Below are 19,422 nucleotides of genomic sequence, written 5' to 3' on the forward strand. Positions count from 1 at the left end.
ACACTCTGTCAGGCGGTGCCTTTACGCCCCGCACGGCGCGCCATTCCGAGGGATCGCGGTGCGGTTTCCTCAAAGCCGAACTGGGCATAAAGCGCATTTGCCGGAACATCGGCTATCAGGCTGACATAGGTGGACGGCGGAAACGCGCTTTCGATATGGTCGGTCAGAGATGCCATGATGCGCTTGCCGAGGCCCTGCCCCTGATAGGCCGGCAAGACCGCGATATCGGTCACCTGGACAAAACAGCCGCCATCACCGATGAGGCGGCCCATGCCGATTGCTTCATCACCGTCATAAAGCATCACGCAAAAAAGACTGTTCTTCAGGCCGATTTCCGCGGCTTCCCGGCCGTAGCCGCTCAATCCGGACTCGATCCGCAGGCGCAGATAGGTCTCGACATCAGGGATCTGGGTTTTCAGCGTGATTGTCATGCAGGGTCCTGGAATCGGCTGCAAACAGGCGGGAAGGTGACCCTAGCCGATCGCATTGCTGCTCGCCACCGCCATGTTCAGAGTACAGGTCGGCAAGCCGATTGACCGGTAATCGCGGTCATGTCTCCATGACTCTAACAGGGAGACCAACGTGACGATAAGAATTGCCGCCGCCCAGACAATCGTAACGCCGGATATTTCCGAAAACGGCGACGCTATTCGCAGGATGCTTCGCATGGCTGCAGAGGAAAACGTTCGGCTGGTAGTGTTCTGTGAGGGGGCACTGTCGGGCTATTCAAAAGCGCAAATCACTTCACCAGAAGACTGGCACAGCTTCGACTGGTCGCTGCTTGAGGTTGAAATCAATCGGATTGGCACCCTGTGCCGGGAACTCGGCATCTATGCCGTTTTCGGCTCAGCACGTCCCGTGTCCGAAAGGAAACATCCTTACAACAGCCTCTACGTAGTGTCGGACGAAGGAAAGGTCATAGGCCGTTATGACAAGCGGTTTCTTTCGAACAGTGAGGTCGGCGACTGGTATACACCGGGCAGTGAACCGCTCACGGTCGATATCGACGGATACCGGTTCGGCTTTGCCATCTGTATCGAGGCCGCCTTTCCCGAAGTTTTTTCAGACTATGAGCGCCTGGACGTGGATGCGGTTCTGTTCGCCTCCTACGGCATCAAGCCGCAATTCAGGCTGGCGTTACAGGCATCCGCCTTTACCAATTGCCTCTGGATTGCGGCCGCAACGCCTGCCCAGAAGGCGCACAAGGGGCCAGCATTCGTTTGTGGACCGGAAGGCAACACGCTCGCTGAAGCTGCCGTCGATAAGGAAGCGGGGCTTGCTATCGCTACTCTGGACAAGGAAGACCCGGCTTACGAGATCGCCTTGAAGAAGGCCCGGCCGTGGAGGCGGAAGGCAAGGCTCGGGGCCATCTACGATGCGAAACGGGCAGCATACACGGACTATTGAACCCAGGTCCGTGGCCTTGCATCCACGCCTGGAGGCAAAGGATTTCTTGCGTTCCTTCGGTGTTCTAACCGATAACGGCAGGTGGCTGAGGATAATCGGCCGCGTACCGGAACGAACAGACTGAGCAGCCGTGGATTTTTTCAATCTTCAGCCAGCGGAATGGCAGGCCCTTCTCTTGACCCTCAAGGTCGCTTCTGCCGCCCTCGCTGTTGCGCTGCCACTTGCTGTTCTGATGGCCTTCGTGCTTGCCCGCTACAGGTTCACCGGCCATGGCGCCGTCAACGCGCTGGTGCATTTGCCATTGGTCCTGCCACCGGTGGTCACGGGCTACGTGCTGCTGCTGACCTTTGGCCGCAAGGGGCCGGTCGGCTCATTTCTGGACAGCGTTTTCGGCGTCACCTTTGCCTTCAACTGGACCGGGGCGGCGCTCGCTGCCGGTGTCATGGCCTTTCCCTTGATGGTTCGGCCAATCCGCCTTTCCTTCGAAGCCGTGGACCCAAAACTGGAGGAGGCGGCGAAGTCTCTTGGTGCTCATCGCCTGACGGCCTTTCTGACGGTCACCCTGCCTCTTGCCTTGCCGGGCATTCTCGGCGGCGCGATCCTGGGTTTTGCCAAGGCCATGGGCGAATTCGGAGCGACCATCACCTTCGTTTCCAACATCCCGGGAGAAACGAGAACCCTGTCGCTGGCGCTTTATACCGCCACCCAGACCCCTGGGGGGGAGCTGGCCGCTTTCCGCCTGACATTGATCGCCGCCTTCGTCGCCTTCGCAGCGCTGATCGCCTCTGAAGCACTGGCGCGCCGATTGCGCGCACGTATGGGGGGCGGTCATGCTTGATGTCGACATTAAAGGCCGCGTCGGTCAGCTGGATCTTGAAGCCCGTTTCGAAAGCGGCGGCGGGGTGACATCGCTCTTTGGCCAGTCGGGCGCCGGCAAGACGACACTCACCAACATGCTCGCCGGTCTGATCAAGCCGCTCAGCGGTCATATTGCCGTCAACGGCACGACGCTGTTCGACGCACAAAAGGGCATCAACCTTTCGGTTCAGGCGCGCAGGATCGGCCACGTCTTTCAGGATGCCCGGCTGTTTCCGCATCTGAGCGTCGCCTCGAACCTGACCTATGCGCGCTGGGCGGGCCGCAGACCGGGTACCCGGGACATGGCAGAGGTGGTCGACCTGCTGGGGCTGGGCAACCTTCTGGAGCGCAAACCCGGAACCCTTTCTGGCGGCGAGAAGCAGAGGGTGGCCATCGGCCGGGCTCTTCTGTCAGATCCGCGGCTGCTGATCATGGACGAGCCGCTGGCCAATCTCGATCAGGCGCGGCGAAACGACATTCTGCCCTATCTGGACCGCCTGTGCGTGGAGGCTGGGATCCCGATTCTCTACGTCAGCCATTCCATCGAGGAAGTGGCGCGCCTGTCGAACACGCTCGTGATCCTCTCCGATGGTCGCACGCCGGCTTTCGGGCCCGTGGCCGACATGCTCGCCCGGACAGACCTTGGCCGGGCAACCGGACGTCACGAGGCCAGCGCGCTGCTGGAAGGCACGGTTACCAGATGCGACCCGGACTGGGGGCTGACCGATGTCGATATCGGCGGAGCCATCCTTCAGATCCCGGATATGGTCGCCGAGCCAGGCGATGCGGTGCGCTTGCGCATCCGGGCCAGAGACGTCGCTCTGGCGGTCGTGCCGCCGGAAGGCTTGTCTATCCGAAACGCCTTCCCGGCGACGATCCGCAGTATCTCCAGCGAAAAAGGTCCCTATGCGGAAATCCTGTGTTCCGCCAGCGGTCAGGTGCTGCGCGCCCGCATTACCCGCGCTTCCGTCGCCGATCTGGATCTTCACACAGGCAAGGACGTGACGGTTCTGATCAAGAGCGTTGCCATCGACCGGCGCCAGCGTGCCCCGGCGCTGACAGATGCCGCCACTGGGGGGACCTCCGCTGGATAAGGCCCCCGCTTCACGCGGCGCGCGGCTTGTTTATACTGACGCGATGTTGCGCAAGAACAAGCGCCGGACCTGGCGCAGGCTGAAGATCGGTATCGGAGCAGCGGCGATCCTGTCGACGCTCGCCATGATGTGGCTGACAGGGCTTGCCAGCTTGCGGATCTCGCTTGCAGAAGTGGAAACCGGTGCACGGGCGAATCTTGCGGTTCAGACGGCCGTTCTGGAAAGACTTCTCGACAAGTTCCGTCTGCTGTCGCCGCTGTTGGCACGAAGTCCGGATATTGGACAATTGCTGATGAAATCCGGCGCACCGGAAGATCCCGGCATCGCCGCAATTGCCGCCGGCATGTCGGGGGCGGAAGAAATCTGGCTGATGGACCGGCAGGGCAAGGTCGTGATCTCAAGCCAGGATGGCGTCCCGGTCGGTTCGTTCGGCGGGGCTGAACGGATCGGACAGGCTTTCGAGCAGGCGCTGCAAGGCCAGCTTGGCCGGCAGCTTATTCCCGGCACCCCCGGGGCGGTCTCGAACTACGTGTTCGCTTCGCCCATGCGCAGGAACGGCGCCGTTGTGGGCGTGCTCGCGGTTCGGGTCTCTCTGGAAGATGTCGAGCAGGCCTGGGCCCTCAGCAAGGAACCGCTGGTCGCGCTGGATGGTAGCGGCCGTATCGTCGTTACCAATGTTCCGGCATGGCGCGGCAAGCACATGGATGAACTCTCTGTCGGCCGTGATATTGCCGACATGCCGATGGCGGAGCGCATAGAGGTGCTGCTACCGGTAGCCCAGACCTCAGATTATTATCTGCAACTGACTGAGAACCTTGCTGTTCTGGGCTGGAAGGTCAGAACCCTGGTGACAGTCGAGGAGGCGCGCATGCAATCCGGCTGGGCGATGCTGGTCGCGCTGCTGGTCTGTGTGATCGCGGCCGGGGGGATCGCCATCCTGATTGTCCGCCGGGAAGAATTCGTGCGCCAGGAACGGCGTAATCGGGCAAGTGCGCTGCGCCTGGAGCGCCGCGTGCAATCGCGGACATCCGATCTGCGCCATACCAACGTTCTGCTGGAACAGGAAGTGCGCGAACGCGAGCAGGCGGAAGCCGATTTACGTCTGGCCCAGGCCGAACTCGTGCAGGCGGCCAAGCTGGCAACGCTCGGCCGGATGTCGGCGGCGCTCAGTCACGAATACAACCAGCCTCTGGCGGCCATTCGCTCCGATGCGGAAGTGGCTGGCATGCTGATCGAGCGGGGACGGGCGGACGAGGCCCTCGGCAATCTTTCGCGGATCGAAGGCATGGTCAGCCGCATGGCGGAAATCGCCAAGACGCTGAAGGGGTTCACGCGCAAATCCGGCACAGACATCAAGCCGGTGTCCCTGCGCCAGGTGATCGACGAGGCAACGCTGTTGCTTCAGCCGCACATCAAGCAGAGCAAGGTGCGCCTCGAGCTGGCTCTGCCGGCGGAGGATATCATCGTCAAGGGCGGGCGCATCCGTCTGGAACAGGTGGTCATCAATCTCCTGTCCAATGCGCTGGACGCTGTCAGCGGCAATGCGGTGTCGCTCATAGGCCCCGAGGTGCGGCTGGAGCTGCGGCAGGAGGGTGGAGAAGCAGTGCTGACTGTCAGCGACAACGGCCCGGGCATCGATGCCGATGTCTTGCCGCAGATTTTCGACCCCTTCTTTACCACCAAGGACGTCGGTGCCGGGCTGGGGCTGGGCTTGTCGATTGCCTACAAGATCGTTCATGACTTTTCCGGATCGCTGAAGGCAGCGAATCGCGACGGTGGCGGCGCGGTTTTCACCATGCGCCTGCCGGTGGCCGACGAGGATGTTCTTGCAGCGGAATGAAATGAGATAGGTGGTAATGGATCAGGCAACCGTCCTACTGATTGACGATGAAGCGGACCTGCGCGGCTCCCTGAGCCAGGGGCTGGAATTGTCCGGCCAGGCAGTGTTTGCAACCGGAGAGCCGGAAGAAGCCCTGGAACGGATCAACCGTGGTTTCTACGGCGTCCTCGTCACCGACATCCGCATGCCCGGCACGGACGGGTTCCAGGTCATGAAGCGGGCCTTCGAGATCGATCCCGCCCTGCCTGTGGTGCTGATCACCGGTCATGGCGACGTGCCGCTGGCGGTCGAGGCCATGCGCGCCGGTGCCTACGATTTCATGGAAAAGCCTTTCTCCGTTTCACGCCTCGCTTCTGTCGTTGAACGCGCGCTCGACAAGCGCCGGCTGGTTCTGGAAAACCGCAAGCTGCGCGAGGAACTGGCGGACCGGACAGGCCTGGAAAGCCGCCTTGTGGGCCGCACCTCCGCCATGGAGCTGCTTCGCCGCAACGTCACGGCCCTGGCGGCAACCGACGCCGATGTGCTGATCCTGGGCGAAACCGGCTCCGGCAAGGAGGTGGTGGCCCGTGCTCTGCACGACGAAGGCCCCCGCAAGGAAAAGCCTTTCGTTGCGCTCAATTGCGGCGCACTTCCTGCCGAAATCATCGAATCTGAACTCTTCGGTCACGAGAAAGGCGCCTTCACCGGCGCCAGCGGACAGCGCATCGGCAAGCTGGAACACGCCCACGGCGGTACCGTGTTTCTGGATGAAATCGAATCGATGCCGCTGGAGCTGCAGGTCAAGCTCTTGCGCGTGATCGAGACCCGGACCATCGAGCGTCTCGGCTCCAACAAGGCGATCGAACTGGATGTGCGCTTCATAGCCGCCACCAAGGAGGACCTGGAGGCCGCCGGCAAGGAAGGCCGGTTCCGGCTGGACCTGTTCTACCGGCTCAACGTGGTCAATGTCGTCATTCCGCCCCTGCGGGACCGACTGGAGGATATTCCCCTCTTGTTCCGTCACCTGGCGGTGGAAGCCCGGGCGCGCTACCGGCGCGAGATCCCCGACATCAACGAGGAGTATCTCGCCGAACTGATGGCACGGGACTGGCCAGGCAATGTCCGCGAATTGCGCAATGTCGCCGACAGGTTCGTGCTCGGTGTTGAACTGGTCAAGGCACCCAGCAATGGTGCCGGATCGACCTTGTTCGATCAGGTCGCGGCCTATGAACGTGCGCTGATTGTCGCCGAACTCAAGCGCAACGACGGCGCCATCAAGCCGACTTACGAAAATCTCGGACTTTCCAGAAAAGCGCTCTACGAGAAGATGCGCAAATACGGTCTCGGCAAGGAAGAAACGGCTCTCGGCTGAGATTTGCAGACTGAGAGTTTCCGGTTCCCTTGATGTCATCCCCGCGAATGGGGGAGCCGGGAACCGGAATGAGTTTTAGCAAGAACAATTCTTCCCGAACGTCGTGGATGTCTGCTTCCTGCGGTCAAGGATGGCATCGGGAAGAAAACTGCAAGGCTGCGGAAAAATTTCCACGCCTGTGTCACAAATCGCTGCACCCGGTCGTCAACTCAGTGTCACACCCTGAAACTTGAATGGAAGACACGTCAATGACGACCTCGACTGCCATCAACCATTATGAAAATGTCCCCGATATCGTGAAGCGGTTTGTAGCCGCCAGCGGCGAAATCGGCAAGGCGGGGCTGGAGCCGAAACTGCGGCATCTGATTGACCTGCGTGCCTCGCAGATCAACCAATGCGCCTTTTGCGTCAAGATGCACACACAGGAAGCGCTTGATGCCGGCGAAACCCAGGAGCGCCTGCAGCGGCTTACGGTCTGGCGGCACGTCGATGACTATTCGCCGGCGGAAAAGGCGGCCCTCGCCTGGACGGAAGCCTTGACCAGCCTCGACATCGACACGAACTATGAGGCCCTGCGCGGCGAGTTGCGCCGTCATTTCGAAGATGCCGAAATCAGTGCGATCACCGCTGCTGTCGCGATGATCAATCTGTGGAACCGGGTACAGGTATCGAACCACTGAGATGAGTGACGCCCCAGGCATCGATGTTTTCGAGACGGTCCGCCCGAAGCTGATGGGGTTGGCTTACCGCATGCTCGGCTCCATGGCGGATGCCGAGGATGCGGTGCAGGACACATACCTGAAATGGCAAACCACGGACCGCGCGGACATCGCGAATCCGGAGGCATTCCTCACCACGGTCTGCACCAATTGTTGCCTGGATGCTCTCAAGGCCGCTCACCGGAAACGGGTCGACTATGTGGGCCCGTGGATTCCGGAACCGCTGCAGTTCGACACCGGCTCGGATCCGGAGACCGACCTTGACCGGGCGCAATCCCTGACGACGGCATTCCTCCTGCTGTTGGAACGCCTGAGCCCCAGGGAGCGCGCCGCTTACCTGCTGCGCGAGATCTTCGCGCAGCCCTATGAGGAAGTTGCCAAAACACTGGGGGTCACGGAACAGGCCTGCCGTCAGCTCGTTTCACGGGCGAGCCGGCATGTCCAGAAACCTGCCTCCCGTTTCGTTCCCTCGGCCGCTCATCAGGACCGGATCCTGTCCGCCTTTCTGACGGCGATTGAGACGGGCTCAACCGATCGCCTGACGGGTCTTCTTGCCGAAACCGTGCAGCTTCAGTCCGACGGCGGCGGCAAGGCAACGGCCATGAGCCGCATTCTGGTTGGCGCCGACGAGGTTGCCCGCTACGTCGTTCTCATTCTGGGCCGTCTTTGGAAGCCGTGTCAGATCGAGATTCTGGATCTGAACGGCACGCGCGGCCTCGTTCTGTTCCACGGCGAAGAGATCGTGACGGCTGTCATGTTCGGTTATGACGCTGATGGCCAACTGGAGCACATCTACAACATGCGCAATCCGGACAAGCTGTCACGGCTGAAGGTAAAGCTGCGCCATGACCGCTCCTCAGGCGCGATCTGGCACTGATTTGCGGCGCTCAACATCTCAAAATATGATGTAGCAGGCGGAAAATGTGTCGGTTTCGACACATCCGCTTCTGTGCCATGTGTCTGACTCGACCCATACTCGCGCGTGTCGCAGGGTCAGTTTATTTTCAGAAAATTTGATAACCGGCAGAAACCGGCGCTTTTTGAAGCCACTGCGGCAGTTGGCACGGAGATTGCCATTAAGGAACCGACCAGCCACTGCGCTGTCCGGCCCGAATGGCCGTCATATTGAAATGTCTGGGAGGACATCCGATGAAAAAATTCGCTCTCGCCGCAGCAACCGCGGCGTCCCTGGCCCTGTCCGCAAACGCCTATGCGGCCGATGCTTGTGATGACGGTGAAATCGTCATCAAGTTCAGCCACGTGGTTGCTGCAACCGGCCACCCGAAAGGCGACGCCGCCACGCTGCTGGCGGAACGCGTCAACGACGAGATGAACGGCAAGGCCTGTATGCAGGTGTTCGCGAACTCTCAACTCTTCGACGACGACAAGGTCATGGAAGCCCTGCTGCTCGGCGACGTTCAGCTTGCTGCCCCGTCGCTTTCCAAGTTCGAAGCCTACACGCTGAAATTCCGCCTGTTCGACCTGCCGTTCCTGTTCCAGGACCTGGATGCGGTCGAGCGCTTCGGCACCGGTGAACATGGCAAGGAGCTTCTGAACTCCATGACCGACTACGGCTTTCAGGGCCTCGGTTACTGGAGCTCCGGCCTGAAGCAATTTTCCGCCAACAAGCCGCTGCTTTTTCCGGACGACGCGAAGGGCCTGAAGTTCCGCGTGCAAACCTCCGACGTGGCCGTAGCCATGATCGAAGCCATGGGCGCCAACGCCCAGAAACTGGCCTTCAAGGAAGTCTATGGCGCACTGCAGACCGGTGTTGTGGACGGTCAGGAAAACTCCTGGTCCAACATCTACACCCAGAAGTTCTTCGAAGTGCAGGACGGTATCACCGAAACCAACCACCAGCTTCTGGCCTACCTGCTCGTCACCTCTGACGAGTGGCTGAACAGCCTTGATCCGGAAGTGCGTGACCAGTTCCTGACCATCGTGGAAGAAGTCACCGCAACCGCAAACGGCAATGTTGCAGCCGCGGAAGCCAAGAACCGCCAGAACATTCTGGATGCCGGTTCCACCATTCGTGAACTGACCCCGGAACAGCGCAAGGCCTGGGTCGAAGCCATGAAGCCGGTTTGGGAAAAGTTTGAAGGCGACATCGGCAAGGACCTGATCGACGCTGCCGTCGCGTCCAACAATGCCAGCTAAGGCTGACTTGACCTGACTCCTGGAAGGGCCGGATTGTCCGGCCCTTCTGCCAAGGTCCTACGACCGCCCGCGCAACCATGCCGGCGGACACGCTTAAAAACCAAGAGGCCAATTCGGGGGAAACGCATGCAACGCGTCGACAATTGGGTCACGCGCTTCGAGGAAGGTGTACTCGCCTTTCTTCTGGCCGCAATGACCATCGTATCCTTCACCCAGGTGGTGGCGCGATACGGCTTTAATTCCGGCTGGACCGGAGCCCTGGAATTCACACGTATCCTGTTCGCCTGGCTGATCCTGTTTGGCATGAGCTATGGCGTGAAAATCGGCTCGCATCTGGGTGTCGATGCGGTCATTCGCCTGTTTCCAAAGCCTGTGTTCCGAGCCGTTGCCGTATTCGGCGCGCTGTGCGGCGTTGTCTATGCGCTTACCCTGCTCTGGTCGGAATGGCTGCATATCTTCGGTCTGGATACCCGGGGCGGCGCCATCGACTACTGGTCGAAGATGTACAAGATCGGTATCGGCCTGGATGACCTGCGCTATCCCGACGCCATCATCGAAACCTTCGGCACGAAAGAGCGCGTTCAGCGCTGGATCGCCTATCTGATCCTGCCCATCGGCCTGTTCCTGTTCATGTTCCGCTGCATTCAGGCGGCCTGGCAGATTATCACCGGCGAGCGCGAAATGATGATCGCCGCGCATGAGGCGGAAGACCTCGTCGCTGAAAACAAAGACGTCTTGAAGGACTGAGGCCGGGGCAATGGAAGCAGCAATTCTCTTCATTCTCGTCCTGGGCTTCTTGTTCCTGGGCGTTCCGATCTCCATTTCGCTTGGCCTGTCCAGCGTTCTGGCGATTGCCATCTTCTCCAACGATTCCATCTCGTCGGTGGCTTTGCAGCTGTTCACGGCGTCGCAGAACTACACGCTCCTGGCGATTCCCTTCTTCATCCTGGCCTCGGCCTTCATGTCGACTGGTGGCGTTGCCAAGCGCATCATCCGCTTCTCCATTGCATCCGTCGGGGCGATCCGGGGCGGTCTGGCGATTGCCGGCGTCTTCGCCTGCATGCTGTTCGCTGCGCTGTCAGGCTCCTCGCCCGCAACCGTGGTTGCCATCGGAACCATCGCCATCGCCGGCATGCGTCAGGCAGGCTACACGAAAGAGTTTGCCGCGGGTGTCATCGCCAACGCCGGCACGCTCGGCATCCTGATCCCGCCGTCCATCGTCATGGTGGTCTATGCGGCCGCAACCAACGTTTCCGTCGGTCGCATGTTCCTGGCCGGTGTCGTGCCGGGTCTGATCGCCGGTCTGATGCTGATGATCGCCATCTACGTGATGGCGCGCGTCAAGAACCTGCCGGCCCAGCCGTGGCCGGGCTTCAAGGAAATCTGGCACGCCATGATGGAAGCGGCCGTCGGCCTGTTCCTGATGGTCATCATTCTGGGCGGCATCTACGGCGGTATCTTCACGCCGACGGAAGCTGCGGCTGTGGCTGCCGTTTATGCCTGCCTCGTTGCGCTCTTCGTCTATCGCGACATGGGCCCGCTCAGCGGCATTCGCTGGGTGCAGGAAGAGGACGGCCCGCTGGGTCTGGCCGGGTTCAAGACCATCACCTACGGCTTTACCGCAATGTTCGCCTGGTCGGGCATTGCCGGCATGGTCACGGACAGACAGGGCTTTTTCGGCATCGACAGTGCCATCGTGCTGCTGGCTGCACTGATCGGCTATCCGCTTCTGCGCGGCCGCGTCAGCCCTGCCGAACTGCCGTCGATCTACGGTGTGGGTGCGAAGATCTGGGGCCGGAACATCGGACTGATCATCTGGAAGTTCCTCCCGGCCATGTTCCACAAGGACACCAAGAAGGTGATGGTGGATGCGGCGAAGACGACCATCATGCTGATGTTCATCATCGTCAACGCCCTGCTGTTTGCCCACGTGCTGACATCGGAGCGGATTCCGCAGGCGATCACCGACTGGATGGTCGGAGCCGGCTTCAACTGGTTCACCTTCCTGATCGCGGTCAACCTGCTGCTTCTGCTGGGTGGCCAGTTCATGGAACCGTCCGGCCTGCTCCTGATCGTGGCACCGGTCGTGTTCCCGATCGGCATGGAACTCGGGGTCGATCCGGTTCACCTCGGCATCATCATGGTCGTGAACATGGAAATCGGCATGATCACACCGCCAATCGGGCTCAATCTGTTCGTGACATCAGGGATAACGGGAATGAGTCTGGTGCAGGTGGTCAAGGCGGCAGCGCCGTTCGTGCTCATCCTGCTCATGTTCCTCATCCTCGTCACCTACGTGCCGGCCCTGTCCACCTGGCTGCCCTACAGCCTGATGGGACCGGAAATCATCACAAACCGGTAACGATACGAACCATCCAGACACTCGAACGGCGGGCATTGCCCGCCGTTTTTTGTTACGGCACTCCACTGGTCTCACTCTCCCCCAGCGTCTCCCGCAACCTGTCATCCCCATCAGCCTCATCCTGAGGAAGCTCGAGACGCCCGGCCATGCCGTGCTCCTCAGGATGAGGTGGTGGAGATTAGGGAGATGAGTGATGATCGCTGAACAAAAAAGCCGGCCCCGATGGGCCGGCTGGAGAGGTTATTCTGCAAAAAGTCGCCTAGACGATGCTGCCGAGCTTCATGGCGACACTCATGTCGCCTTCCACCTGCATCTTGCCGCCCATGAAAGCCGCTGTCGGGTTCAGGTCGCCCGAGAGAAGATCGCTGAGGTCTTCTGCAGACATCTTGATGGTGCAGTCTGCTTCGGCGTCTTCGTTGGAAACAGTCGAGCCCTGCAGGAAGATGACGCCGGTCTCACCAAGATCGAACTTGACGGATTCTTCAATGCCGCCATCGGCAACTTTCGCGCGGACACCTTCAGTAAGTTGTTCCAAGGACATGTCGTTTTCTCCCGTATGAGGTAGGCCCAAGCCTGTCTTTGCCCCCTTGAAGCATGACGTTTACGTAACCGTCAAGAAAGAAATGGCGCAACGGCCATTTGTCATGCCACCAAAGCGCCGAAGACCATCAACACAAGCAAAATGCGATCCCGCGCGAAGGGGTCGAAGAACCTGACGGTAGCGATGGCAAACCTTGGTGTTTGTTTTTCGTCCGTCGAATTCTCTCCATCCTCGCCTTGGTATCGGCAAGCGCGAGACGCGTTTGCGGTCTGGCGGTCAGTGGTTGTCCCGTGGCAGCCCCCTGGTGTGTGCGACGTCCTGATATTTAACCGCTGGCTCCAGCACCATGCCTTTGTCGAACTGTCCGATCATGGCGCGCTGGATTTCCTGCCAGGGGGTCTGGCTTTCCGCGACCTTGAAACCGCCGGCCGCTTCCAGGTCCGCACGGCGCTGTGCGAGCTCTTCATCGGAAATGAGAATGTCAGCGGTGCCCTTTCTCAGGTCGATACGCACCTGGTCGCCGGTTTTCAGGAGAGCAAGCCCACCCATGGCGGCAGCCTCCGGGGAAGCGTTCAGGATGGAGGGTGAGCCGGAAGTCCCCGACTGGCGGCCGTCGCCGATGCAGGGCAGGGATGTGATCCCCCGTTTGATCAGGGCTGTGGGCGGCTGCATGTTGACCACTTCCGCACCACCGGGATAACCGATCGGGCCGGTGCCGCGGATGAACAGCATGCAGTGCTCGTCGATCTGAAGGTCCGGATTGTCGATATTGTCGTGGTAATCCTCCGGCCCTTCGAAAACCACGGCGCGGCCTTCGAACGCTTCCGGATCGTCCGGATTGGACAGGTACCGGTCGCGGAATTCTTCCGAGATCACGCTGGTCTTCATGATGGCGCTGTCGAACAGATTGCCCTTCAGGTTGATGAAGCCCGCCTTTTCCTTCATCGGCGTGTTGAACGGCTTGATGACGTCCGGCAGATCGGTAACGACGCCGTCGCAATTGGCGCCGATGCCCTTGCCGTTGACGGTGAGCGCGCCCGGATGCGGCAGCTTGCCGTTTCGCATCAGCTCCGCCACGACAGCGGGCACACCGCCGGCATGGAAATAATCTTCGCCGAGATATTCTCCGGCCGGCTGCAGGTTGACCAGCAGCGGAACGTCATGGCCGATTTCCTGCCAGTCGTCGTTGTCCAGCTCGACACCCAGATGGCGGGCGATGCCGTTCAGGTGGATCGGGGCGTTTGTCGAGCCGCCGATGGCCGAGTTGACGACAATCGCATTCTCGAAGGCCTCGCGGGTCATGATGTCGGAGGGTTTCAGGTCCTCATGCACCATGTCGACAATGCGCTTGCCGGTCTCATAGGAAATTGCACCGCGCTCCCGATAGGGCGCCGGAATGGCAGCGGCACCCGGAAGCTGCATGCCAAGGGCCTCGGCCAGCGAATTCATGGTCGTCGCCGTGCCCATGGTGTTGCAATAGCCGACAGAGGGAGCGGAGGAGGCGACAAGGTCCATGAAGCCCTTGTAGTCGATCTCGCCCGCGGCAAGCATCTGGCGCGCCTTCCAGACGATGGTACCGGAGCCCGTACGCTCGCCCTTGTACCAGCCGTTGAGCATCGGCCCGACGGACAGTGCAATGGCTGGAATGTTCACCGTCGCCGCGGCCATCAGGCAGGCAGGGGTGGTCTTGTCGCAGCCGATGGTCAGCACGACGCCGTCAATGGGATAGCCGTACAGCAGTTCGACGAGACCGAGATAGGCCAGGTTCCGGTCGAGCGTCGCGGTCGGTCGCTTGCCGGTTTCCTGGATAGGGTGCACCGGAAATTCAAAGGCGATGCCGCCGGCGTCGCGAATACCTTCGCGTACGCGCTTGGCAAGCTCAAGATGGTGGCGGTTGCAGGGCGAAAGGTCCGAGCCGGTCTGGGCGATGCCGATGATCGGTTTGCCGGACTGCAGTTCCTCGCGTGTGAGGCCGAAGTTCAGATAACGCTCGATATAGAGTGCCGTCATGCCCGGATTGTCGGGATTGTCGAACCAGGCGGTGGACCGCAGTTTCGGTGTTTTGGTGTCGCTCATGTCGCCTCATCCCTCAATGCACTCACAAAGTGTCAAAAGCCGATAAACACCAGCTCCAGAAGGCTGTAAAGGCGCTCAATCGCGATTTTGGTTCCACATTTCGAGAATGCCTTGGTCACGCGTTCCGGCGCAGCGTATCTGCAACGGAAAACCGGGCAAACGTCCACAGCACCGCCAGGCAGACGCCGAATACAATGGGTGCAGCGGACAGGGGCAAGACGGCGGACGCACCGCAAAGGCCAGCGCAAAGCCAGAGGCCTGACAGAACCCGGCGGGCGTGGACGGCAAGAAGGTTTCGGCGCATCGCCAGCGCCTTCAATGCGGGAAAGGCGCCGATGTCATCCGTGTTGCTGACCGCAAGGGGCATGATCCCGTCACCGGGGCTGTTAATGGGGCCGTCTGTATCGGGCGCGGCACCCTGACGCAACTCCAGCGCCATGCGATCCTGGGACAGGGTCAACACCAGAGGCGCCGTATCCGGAAAGCAGCGGCAGGCCGCTTCCTGGGCTGTTTCTCCCGGTTTCGGATCGCCGGTCAGTTCCAGGCCAAGCATGCCGGCCAGCGCGCTTCGGGTGTTGGGGTTGTCACCACTGAACAACCACGGCACGAGGCCCTCCCTGCGCAGCGCCATGCCGGCGACGCCCGCGTCCTGTCGCAAAGTGCCTTCCAGCCCCAGCACACCAACGACGCGCCCTCCGACGGCGACACGCAGCACCGTCTTGCCATCCGCTTCCAGCGACCGGGCGATGGCATCTGCCGTGAAACTGTCGATCTTGAGCCGCTTCAAAAGATCGGTCGTGCCGATTACCACCGTCTGCCCGCCGAGCAGCGCGACAACGCCGAGCCCCGGTGTCGGTTCGAACCTGTCCGGCATCTTGAGGGCAACCTGCCACTGGCTGGCAAGTTCACGCAATGCAAGGGCGACCGGATGGGAGGATCCTGCTTCAGCCGAAGCGGCGACCGCCAGAAGCGTCTTGGGTTCGTTGTTGAATGCCATGACATTGGTGACCATCAGGTTCGGTCCGGACATCACGGCGGCTTTGTCTATCAGGATATCGCGCGCTTGGGCGACCTTGGTGAAGGTGCCAGGGGCGATATCGCGGGCACCTGCCGCAAGCGCTGCCTTGTGAAAGACCTTGTCGGCAAAGGCGTTGATGCCGTCGATGAGCTGAGGCCAGGACAACAGCAGGGCGGAAGCCAGCGCCACCGGAGCCTGAGCTCTGTCGAAGATCCACCACCAGGCACCTGCCGCCAGAAACGCCAGCAGGACTGAGCAGCCCGCTTGCGGCACGCCGCTGATATCACCCCTTGGCGGCAGCAGAACCACACCGAGCGCCCGCAGCACCATCAGGAAGGCCGCGGCGAGCGCAGGGGCATTGGCTTCGGGGGAAGCTGGGCCGGACAGAAGCAGGACGGTGGAAACGGCAAGCAGCCCGGTGCTGGTCAGCGCCGTGACCAGCGACAGGGGCCGGCCAACCGACGTATTCAGCGAAAACGAGAGGCCAAGAAGCGAAAAAATCGCAGAAAACATGCTGAAAATTAAGGCGCTGCGGGAGCCGAATACCTCAAATGACGCAGCGGTGTCAGTCAGTTCACCGTCGGCCGTCGCCAGAGCGAGCGCAAGGCACACTGCCGCGAGTGCAAGAAACAAGGACCAAAGAATTGAAATAAATGACGTTTTCGGCATCGCCGGTCGGCTCTCATATCTGGAATTCTTGTGCTGGAACCGGGTCGTGAGCCAACTGGAGACATTTTCGGCACGCCCTGGGGACAGTTCGAAAATGCGGGAGCGGCAGCAGACAGGCAATGCCGTTTAGGCAAAACAACAGGCCTGGTGCCTGTCCCGGACGCAGTGCACTGGCAGCGGTGCCGACCATTTGTGCAGGCTGGAACTTGAGCGAAACTGAATTGCGGGTAGTATCAGGGAGTAATTTTTTAAACGGCCTGTAAGTATTGTTGGCCCGTATTTCATAGTCCTTTGGGCAAAAATTATTTCGGGGTGTGGTATATTAATGGGAGGGTCGAAAGACTCTCCCTTTTACGTTTGAGGGCCCCGGAAAAACATGGTTAATATTTATTAACGAACGGGATTTGGCGTTAATCAGGACGGTTCTATTTGGGCGGCGGTAGCCACGTGGGCCAAGGCGGCAAAAACTGCCCGGTCTGCATTGGATTGTGGTTATCGCTCTGCCAATCTCGTAGAATCGGGGAGCGCCTGCGAGTCAAGCCGGCGACTCGGCCAAATCTGAAAACAGACTCATCTTCAAAGGCTTGAAGAGGCCGGCGGCAGCGCCGCCGGGCCCGTCAGGCCGTCGCGAGGTTGGCCCTCGACAGCAACTCCAGCGAAGGCATCAGGTTCAGAAGTTCGCGCGTATAGGGGTGCTGCGGCGCTTCGAAAAGCTGGTCGCAGTCTGCCACCTCGCACAATTCGCCATTGCGCATGACGCCGATGCGGTTGCACATCTGCCGGATCACGGCCAGGTCGTGGCTGATGAATAGCATGGTCAGGCCGAGTTCCTGCTGAAGATCTTTCAGCAGGTTCAGGATCTGCGCCTGGATCGACACGTCGAGGGCCGAAGTCGGCTCATCGCAGATAAGGAAGCGCGGCCGCGTGGCGAGCGCCCGTGCTATTGAGATGCGCTGGCGCTGACCGCCGGAAAACTCATGCGGAAATTTCTTGCCGGCAGCTGCGCCAAGGCCAACGTGGTCCAGCAGGTCATCGACGATCTGGCGCACCTCAGCATTGCTTGAGGCCAGACGGTGGAACTTGATCGGCTCCCCGATGATGTCGCTGACGCGCATGCGGGCGTTCAGCGAGGAATAGGGGTCCTGAAAGATCATCTGCATCTGGCGGCGCATCGCCAGAACGTCCTTGCGGTTCTTGAGTGACGTCAGCTCGGTCTTGCCGAACCGGATCGATCCTCCGGTCGGCTGATATAGGCCGGTGACCAGACGTGCGATGGTCGATTTTCCGGACCCGCTTTCACCGACAAGGCCAAAGGTCTCGCCTTCATTGATATCGAAACTGACCTTCTTGACGGCCTTGAAATACTTGCGCCTGGAGGGCAAAATCGAACCCCGGGTCTCGAACTGCATGTCGAGATCCTTGATCTGGACCAGCGGGCCGGACACTTTCTCGTAGTCGCGTGCCTTGCCGAGCCAATGCGTGGCGATGTCGATCTGCTTTTGCGGGGTTCCGGCCTTCTCGATGTAGTTGACCACCGGAAACCGCTCGACCTTGATGTCCGGGCGCGGCACGGCCGAAATCAGGCTCTGGGTATAGGGATGTTCCGGAGCACCCAGCACCTGGGTCGTCTCGCCATACTCCACCAGTTCACCGTGATACATCACCGCCACATGGTCGGTTATGTCGGCAATCACGCCCATGTCGTGCGTGATCACCAGCATCGCGACGTTCCGCTCCCGGCACAGCTCCTTCATCAGGTCCAGGATTTGCGCCTGGATCGATACATCGAGCGCCGTTGTCGGCTCGTCCGCGATCACCAGTTCCGGTTCCGCGCACAGCGCAAGCGCAATCACCACCCGTTGGCGCATGCCGCCGGAGAACTGATGCGGATACTGCTTGATGCGTTCCGGCGCATCGGGAATGCCGACGGCTTCGATCAGTTCGATCGCCCGCTGGCGGGCCTGCGACCGGGAAAGCGGCAGATGGGTGCGGATCGTCTCCAGAAGCTGGCTTTCCACCGTTTGCAGCGGATCGAGAGACGTCAGCGGGTCCTGAAAGATCATGCCGATCTTGCGGCCGCGCAGACGGCGCTTTTCCTTGTAGGGCAACTGGTCGATACGCTTGCCGTGAAGATAGACTTCACCACCCGCAATATGCCCCGGCTCCTGCAACAGGCCGATCACCGCGTTGCCGACGGTCGACTTGCCGGCACCCGATTCCCCGACCACACCAAGCACCTTGCCGGCATCGACGCTCAAAGTGACGTCATCAACGGCGACGAAGACGGATTTTCGGCCCGGAAACTCGACCCTCAGATCCTTGATATCGAGAACGCTCATACCGGCCTCACCTGAGTTTCGGGTTGAGGGCGTCGCGCAGCCAGTCGCCCAGAAGGTTGACGTTCAGCACCAGCAGCGCCAGCGCGAGACCCGGGAAAATCGCGATCCACCATTCGCCCGAGTAGAGAAAATCGTTGCCGATAGCGATCAGAGTGCCGAGCGACGGTTGGGTGGGCGGCATGCCGACCCCCAGGAACGAGAGCGTTGCTTCCGTGACGATCGCGAGCGCCAGGTTGATGGTCGCGATCACCAGCACCGGTCCGGTGACGTTCGGCAGGATATGGCGCACCATGATCATGACCGAGGGAATCCCGATCACGCGGGCGGCCTGCACATATTCCTTGTTCTTCTCCACCATGGTGGAGCCGCGCACCGTGCGGGCATATTGCACCCAGAAGGACAGCGCCAGGGATACGATCAGGATGTAAAAGGCGAAGATCTCCCGGTCGATCGAGCCGAAGATACCATGGGCGACACCATCGATCAGAAGGGCGATCAGGATAGCCGGGAAGGTGAGCTGAACGTCCGCGATCCGCATGATGATGGCGTCCACGCGGCCGCCCATATACCCTGCGACCAGCCCCAGCGAAATGCCGATAACGGCGGCGGCGATGACGGAACAGAAGCCGACGATCAACGAAATCCGCATGCCATAAAAGATGGCCGACAGCATGTCGCGGCCCTGATCGTCCGTCCCCAGCAGGAACCGAGGGTCGGCATATTCCATCCAGAACGGAGGAACGCGGGCATCCATGATCGAGATCGACGCCAGGTCGAACGGGTCATGCGGTGCGATCCATGGGGCCAGGAATGCCAGCAGAAACAGGATTGCCGTCCCGGTGGCTGCCACAACGGTGACCTTCGATTTCAGGAACGAGTGAAAGATATCGCTGTCGAGGAGCCGGGCGATCCGCCCTGGTTCTTTGACCGGTGCCGCGCTGTCCGGGACGGCGGATTTTGGGTCTTCGTTGGTGATGAAAGGCATGACGTC

Annotated in this window: 16 protein-coding genes; 10 read left to right on the forward strand and 6 right to left on the reverse strand. The window is 60.6% G+C overall.

All coding sequences use genetic code 11. The features are described from left to right. Positions 1-8: 8 nt before the first annotated feature. The gene (locus tag V1T76_RS14690) at positions 9-431 is read right to left on the reverse strand and encodes a GNAT family N-acetyltransferase (protein ID WP_330561399.1); all 423 of its coding nucleotides are present in this window, start codon (positions 429-431) and stop codon (positions 9-11) included. 151 nt (positions 432-582) lie between these two features. Between V1T76_RS14690 and V1T76_RS14695 the strand changes: the two genes are divergently transcribed. The 10 genes from V1T76_RS14695 to V1T76_RS14740 all read left to right on the forward strand — a co-directional run bounded on the left by V1T76_RS14695 (position 583) and on the right by V1T76_RS14740 (position 11,788). Then, positions 583-1,407 (forward strand): carbon-nitrogen hydrolase family protein, encoded by an 825-nt coding sequence (locus V1T76_RS14695; protein WP_330561400.1) that lies wholly within the window; start codon positions 583-585, stop codon positions 1,405-1,407. A gap of 130 nt (positions 1,408-1,537) precedes the next feature. Continuing rightward, positions 1,538-2,245, forward strand: coding sequence for a molybdate ABC transporter permease subunit (gene modB, locus V1T76_RS14700; RefSeq protein ID WP_330561401.1), 708 nt, complete (start codon positions 1,538-1,540; stop codon positions 2,243-2,245). Next, positions 2,238-3,359 (forward strand): molybdenum ABC transporter ATP-binding protein, encoded by a 1,122-nt coding sequence (gene modC / locus V1T76_RS14705; RefSeq protein ID WP_330561402.1) that lies wholly within the window; start codon positions 2,238-2,240, stop codon positions 3,357-3,359. The genes modB and modC overlap by 8 nt, the downstream gene beginning before the upstream one ends. Then, the gene (locus V1T76_RS14710) at positions 3,328-5,199 is read left to right on the forward strand and encodes a sensor histidine kinase (protein ID WP_330561403.1); all 1,872 of its coding nucleotides are present in this window, start codon (positions 3,328-3,330) and stop codon (positions 5,197-5,199) included. The genes modC and V1T76_RS14710 overlap by 32 nt, the downstream gene beginning before the upstream one ends. A gap of 16 nt (positions 5,200-5,215) precedes the next feature. Further along, positions 5,216-6,550, forward strand: coding sequence for a sigma-54-dependent transcriptional regulator (locus V1T76_RS14715; protein ID WP_330561404.1), 1,335 nt, complete (start codon positions 5,216-5,218; stop codon positions 6,548-6,550). A gap of 248 nt (positions 6,551-6,798) precedes the next feature. Next, a complete protein-coding gene (locus V1T76_RS14720) occupies positions 6,799-7,230 on the forward strand; it encodes a carboxymuconolactone decarboxylase family protein (protein ID WP_330561405.1) in 432 nt (143 codons plus the stop codon). Position 7,231: 1 nt separating this feature from the next. Further along, positions 7,232-8,146 carry an RNA polymerase sigma factor SigJ gene (gene sigJ, locus V1T76_RS14725; RefSeq protein ID WP_330561406.1) on the forward strand — a complete coding sequence of 305 codons (915 nt, stop codon included), beginning with the start codon at positions 7,232-7,234 and terminating at the stop codon, positions 8,144-8,146. Between the two features lie 272 nt (positions 8,147-8,418). Further along, positions 8,419-9,426, forward strand: coding sequence for a DctP family TRAP transporter solute-binding subunit (locus V1T76_RS14730; protein WP_330561407.1), 1,008 nt, complete (start codon positions 8,419-8,421; stop codon positions 9,424-9,426). A gap of 126 nt (positions 9,427-9,552) precedes the next feature. Next, positions 9,553-10,173: a TRAP transporter small permease gene (locus tag V1T76_RS14735; RefSeq protein ID WP_023002309.1), complete on the forward strand. Its 621-nt coding sequence runs from the start codon at positions 9,553-9,555 to the stop codon at positions 10,171-10,173. A gap of 10 nt (positions 10,174-10,183) precedes the next feature. Beyond that, complete coding sequence (locus V1T76_RS14740) at positions 10,184-11,788, forward strand: TRAP transporter large permease (RefSeq protein ID WP_330561408.1); 1,605 nt, start codon at positions 10,184-10,186, stop codon at positions 11,786-11,788. 259 nt (positions 11,789-12,047) lie between these two features. Here the strand turns inward: V1T76_RS14740 and V1T76_RS14745 are convergent, their stop codons facing one another. The 5 genes from V1T76_RS14745 to V1T76_RS14765 form a co-directional block, all read right to left on the reverse strand. Beyond that, positions 12,048-12,329 carry an SCP2 sterol-binding domain-containing protein gene (locus V1T76_RS14745; RefSeq protein ID WP_330561409.1) on the reverse strand — a complete coding sequence of 94 codons (282 nt, stop codon included), beginning with the start codon at positions 12,327-12,329 and terminating at the stop codon, positions 12,048-12,050. Between the two features lie 276 nt (positions 12,330-12,605). Next, positions 12,606-14,405: an IlvD/Edd family dehydratase gene (locus V1T76_RS14750; protein WP_330561410.1), complete on the reverse strand. Its 1,800-nt coding sequence runs from the start codon at positions 14,403-14,405 to the stop codon at positions 12,606-12,608. A gap of 115 nt (positions 14,406-14,520) precedes the next feature. Beyond that, positions 14,521-15,936, reverse strand: coding sequence for an HAD family hydrolase (locus V1T76_RS14755; RefSeq protein WP_330561411.1), 1,416 nt, complete (start codon positions 15,934-15,936; stop codon positions 14,521-14,523). A gap of 773 nt (positions 15,937-16,709) precedes the next feature. Then, positions 16,710-18,431, reverse strand: a complete 1,722-nt coding sequence (locus tag V1T76_RS14760) for an ABC transporter ATP-binding protein (RefSeq protein WP_330561412.1) — start codon at positions 18,429-18,431, stop codon at positions 16,710-16,712. Between the two features lie 7 nt (positions 18,432-18,438). Further along, entirely contained in the window at positions 18,439-19,416 is a 978-nt protein-coding gene (locus V1T76_RS14765) for an ABC transporter permease (RefSeq protein ID WP_330561413.1), read from the reverse strand. Positions 19,417-19,422 lie beyond the last annotated feature (6 nt).

The organism is Roseibium sp. FZY0029, from assembly GCF_036350355.1.
Classification (GTDB): Bacteria; Pseudomonadota; Alphaproteobacteria; order Rhizobiales; family Stappiaceae; genus Roseibium.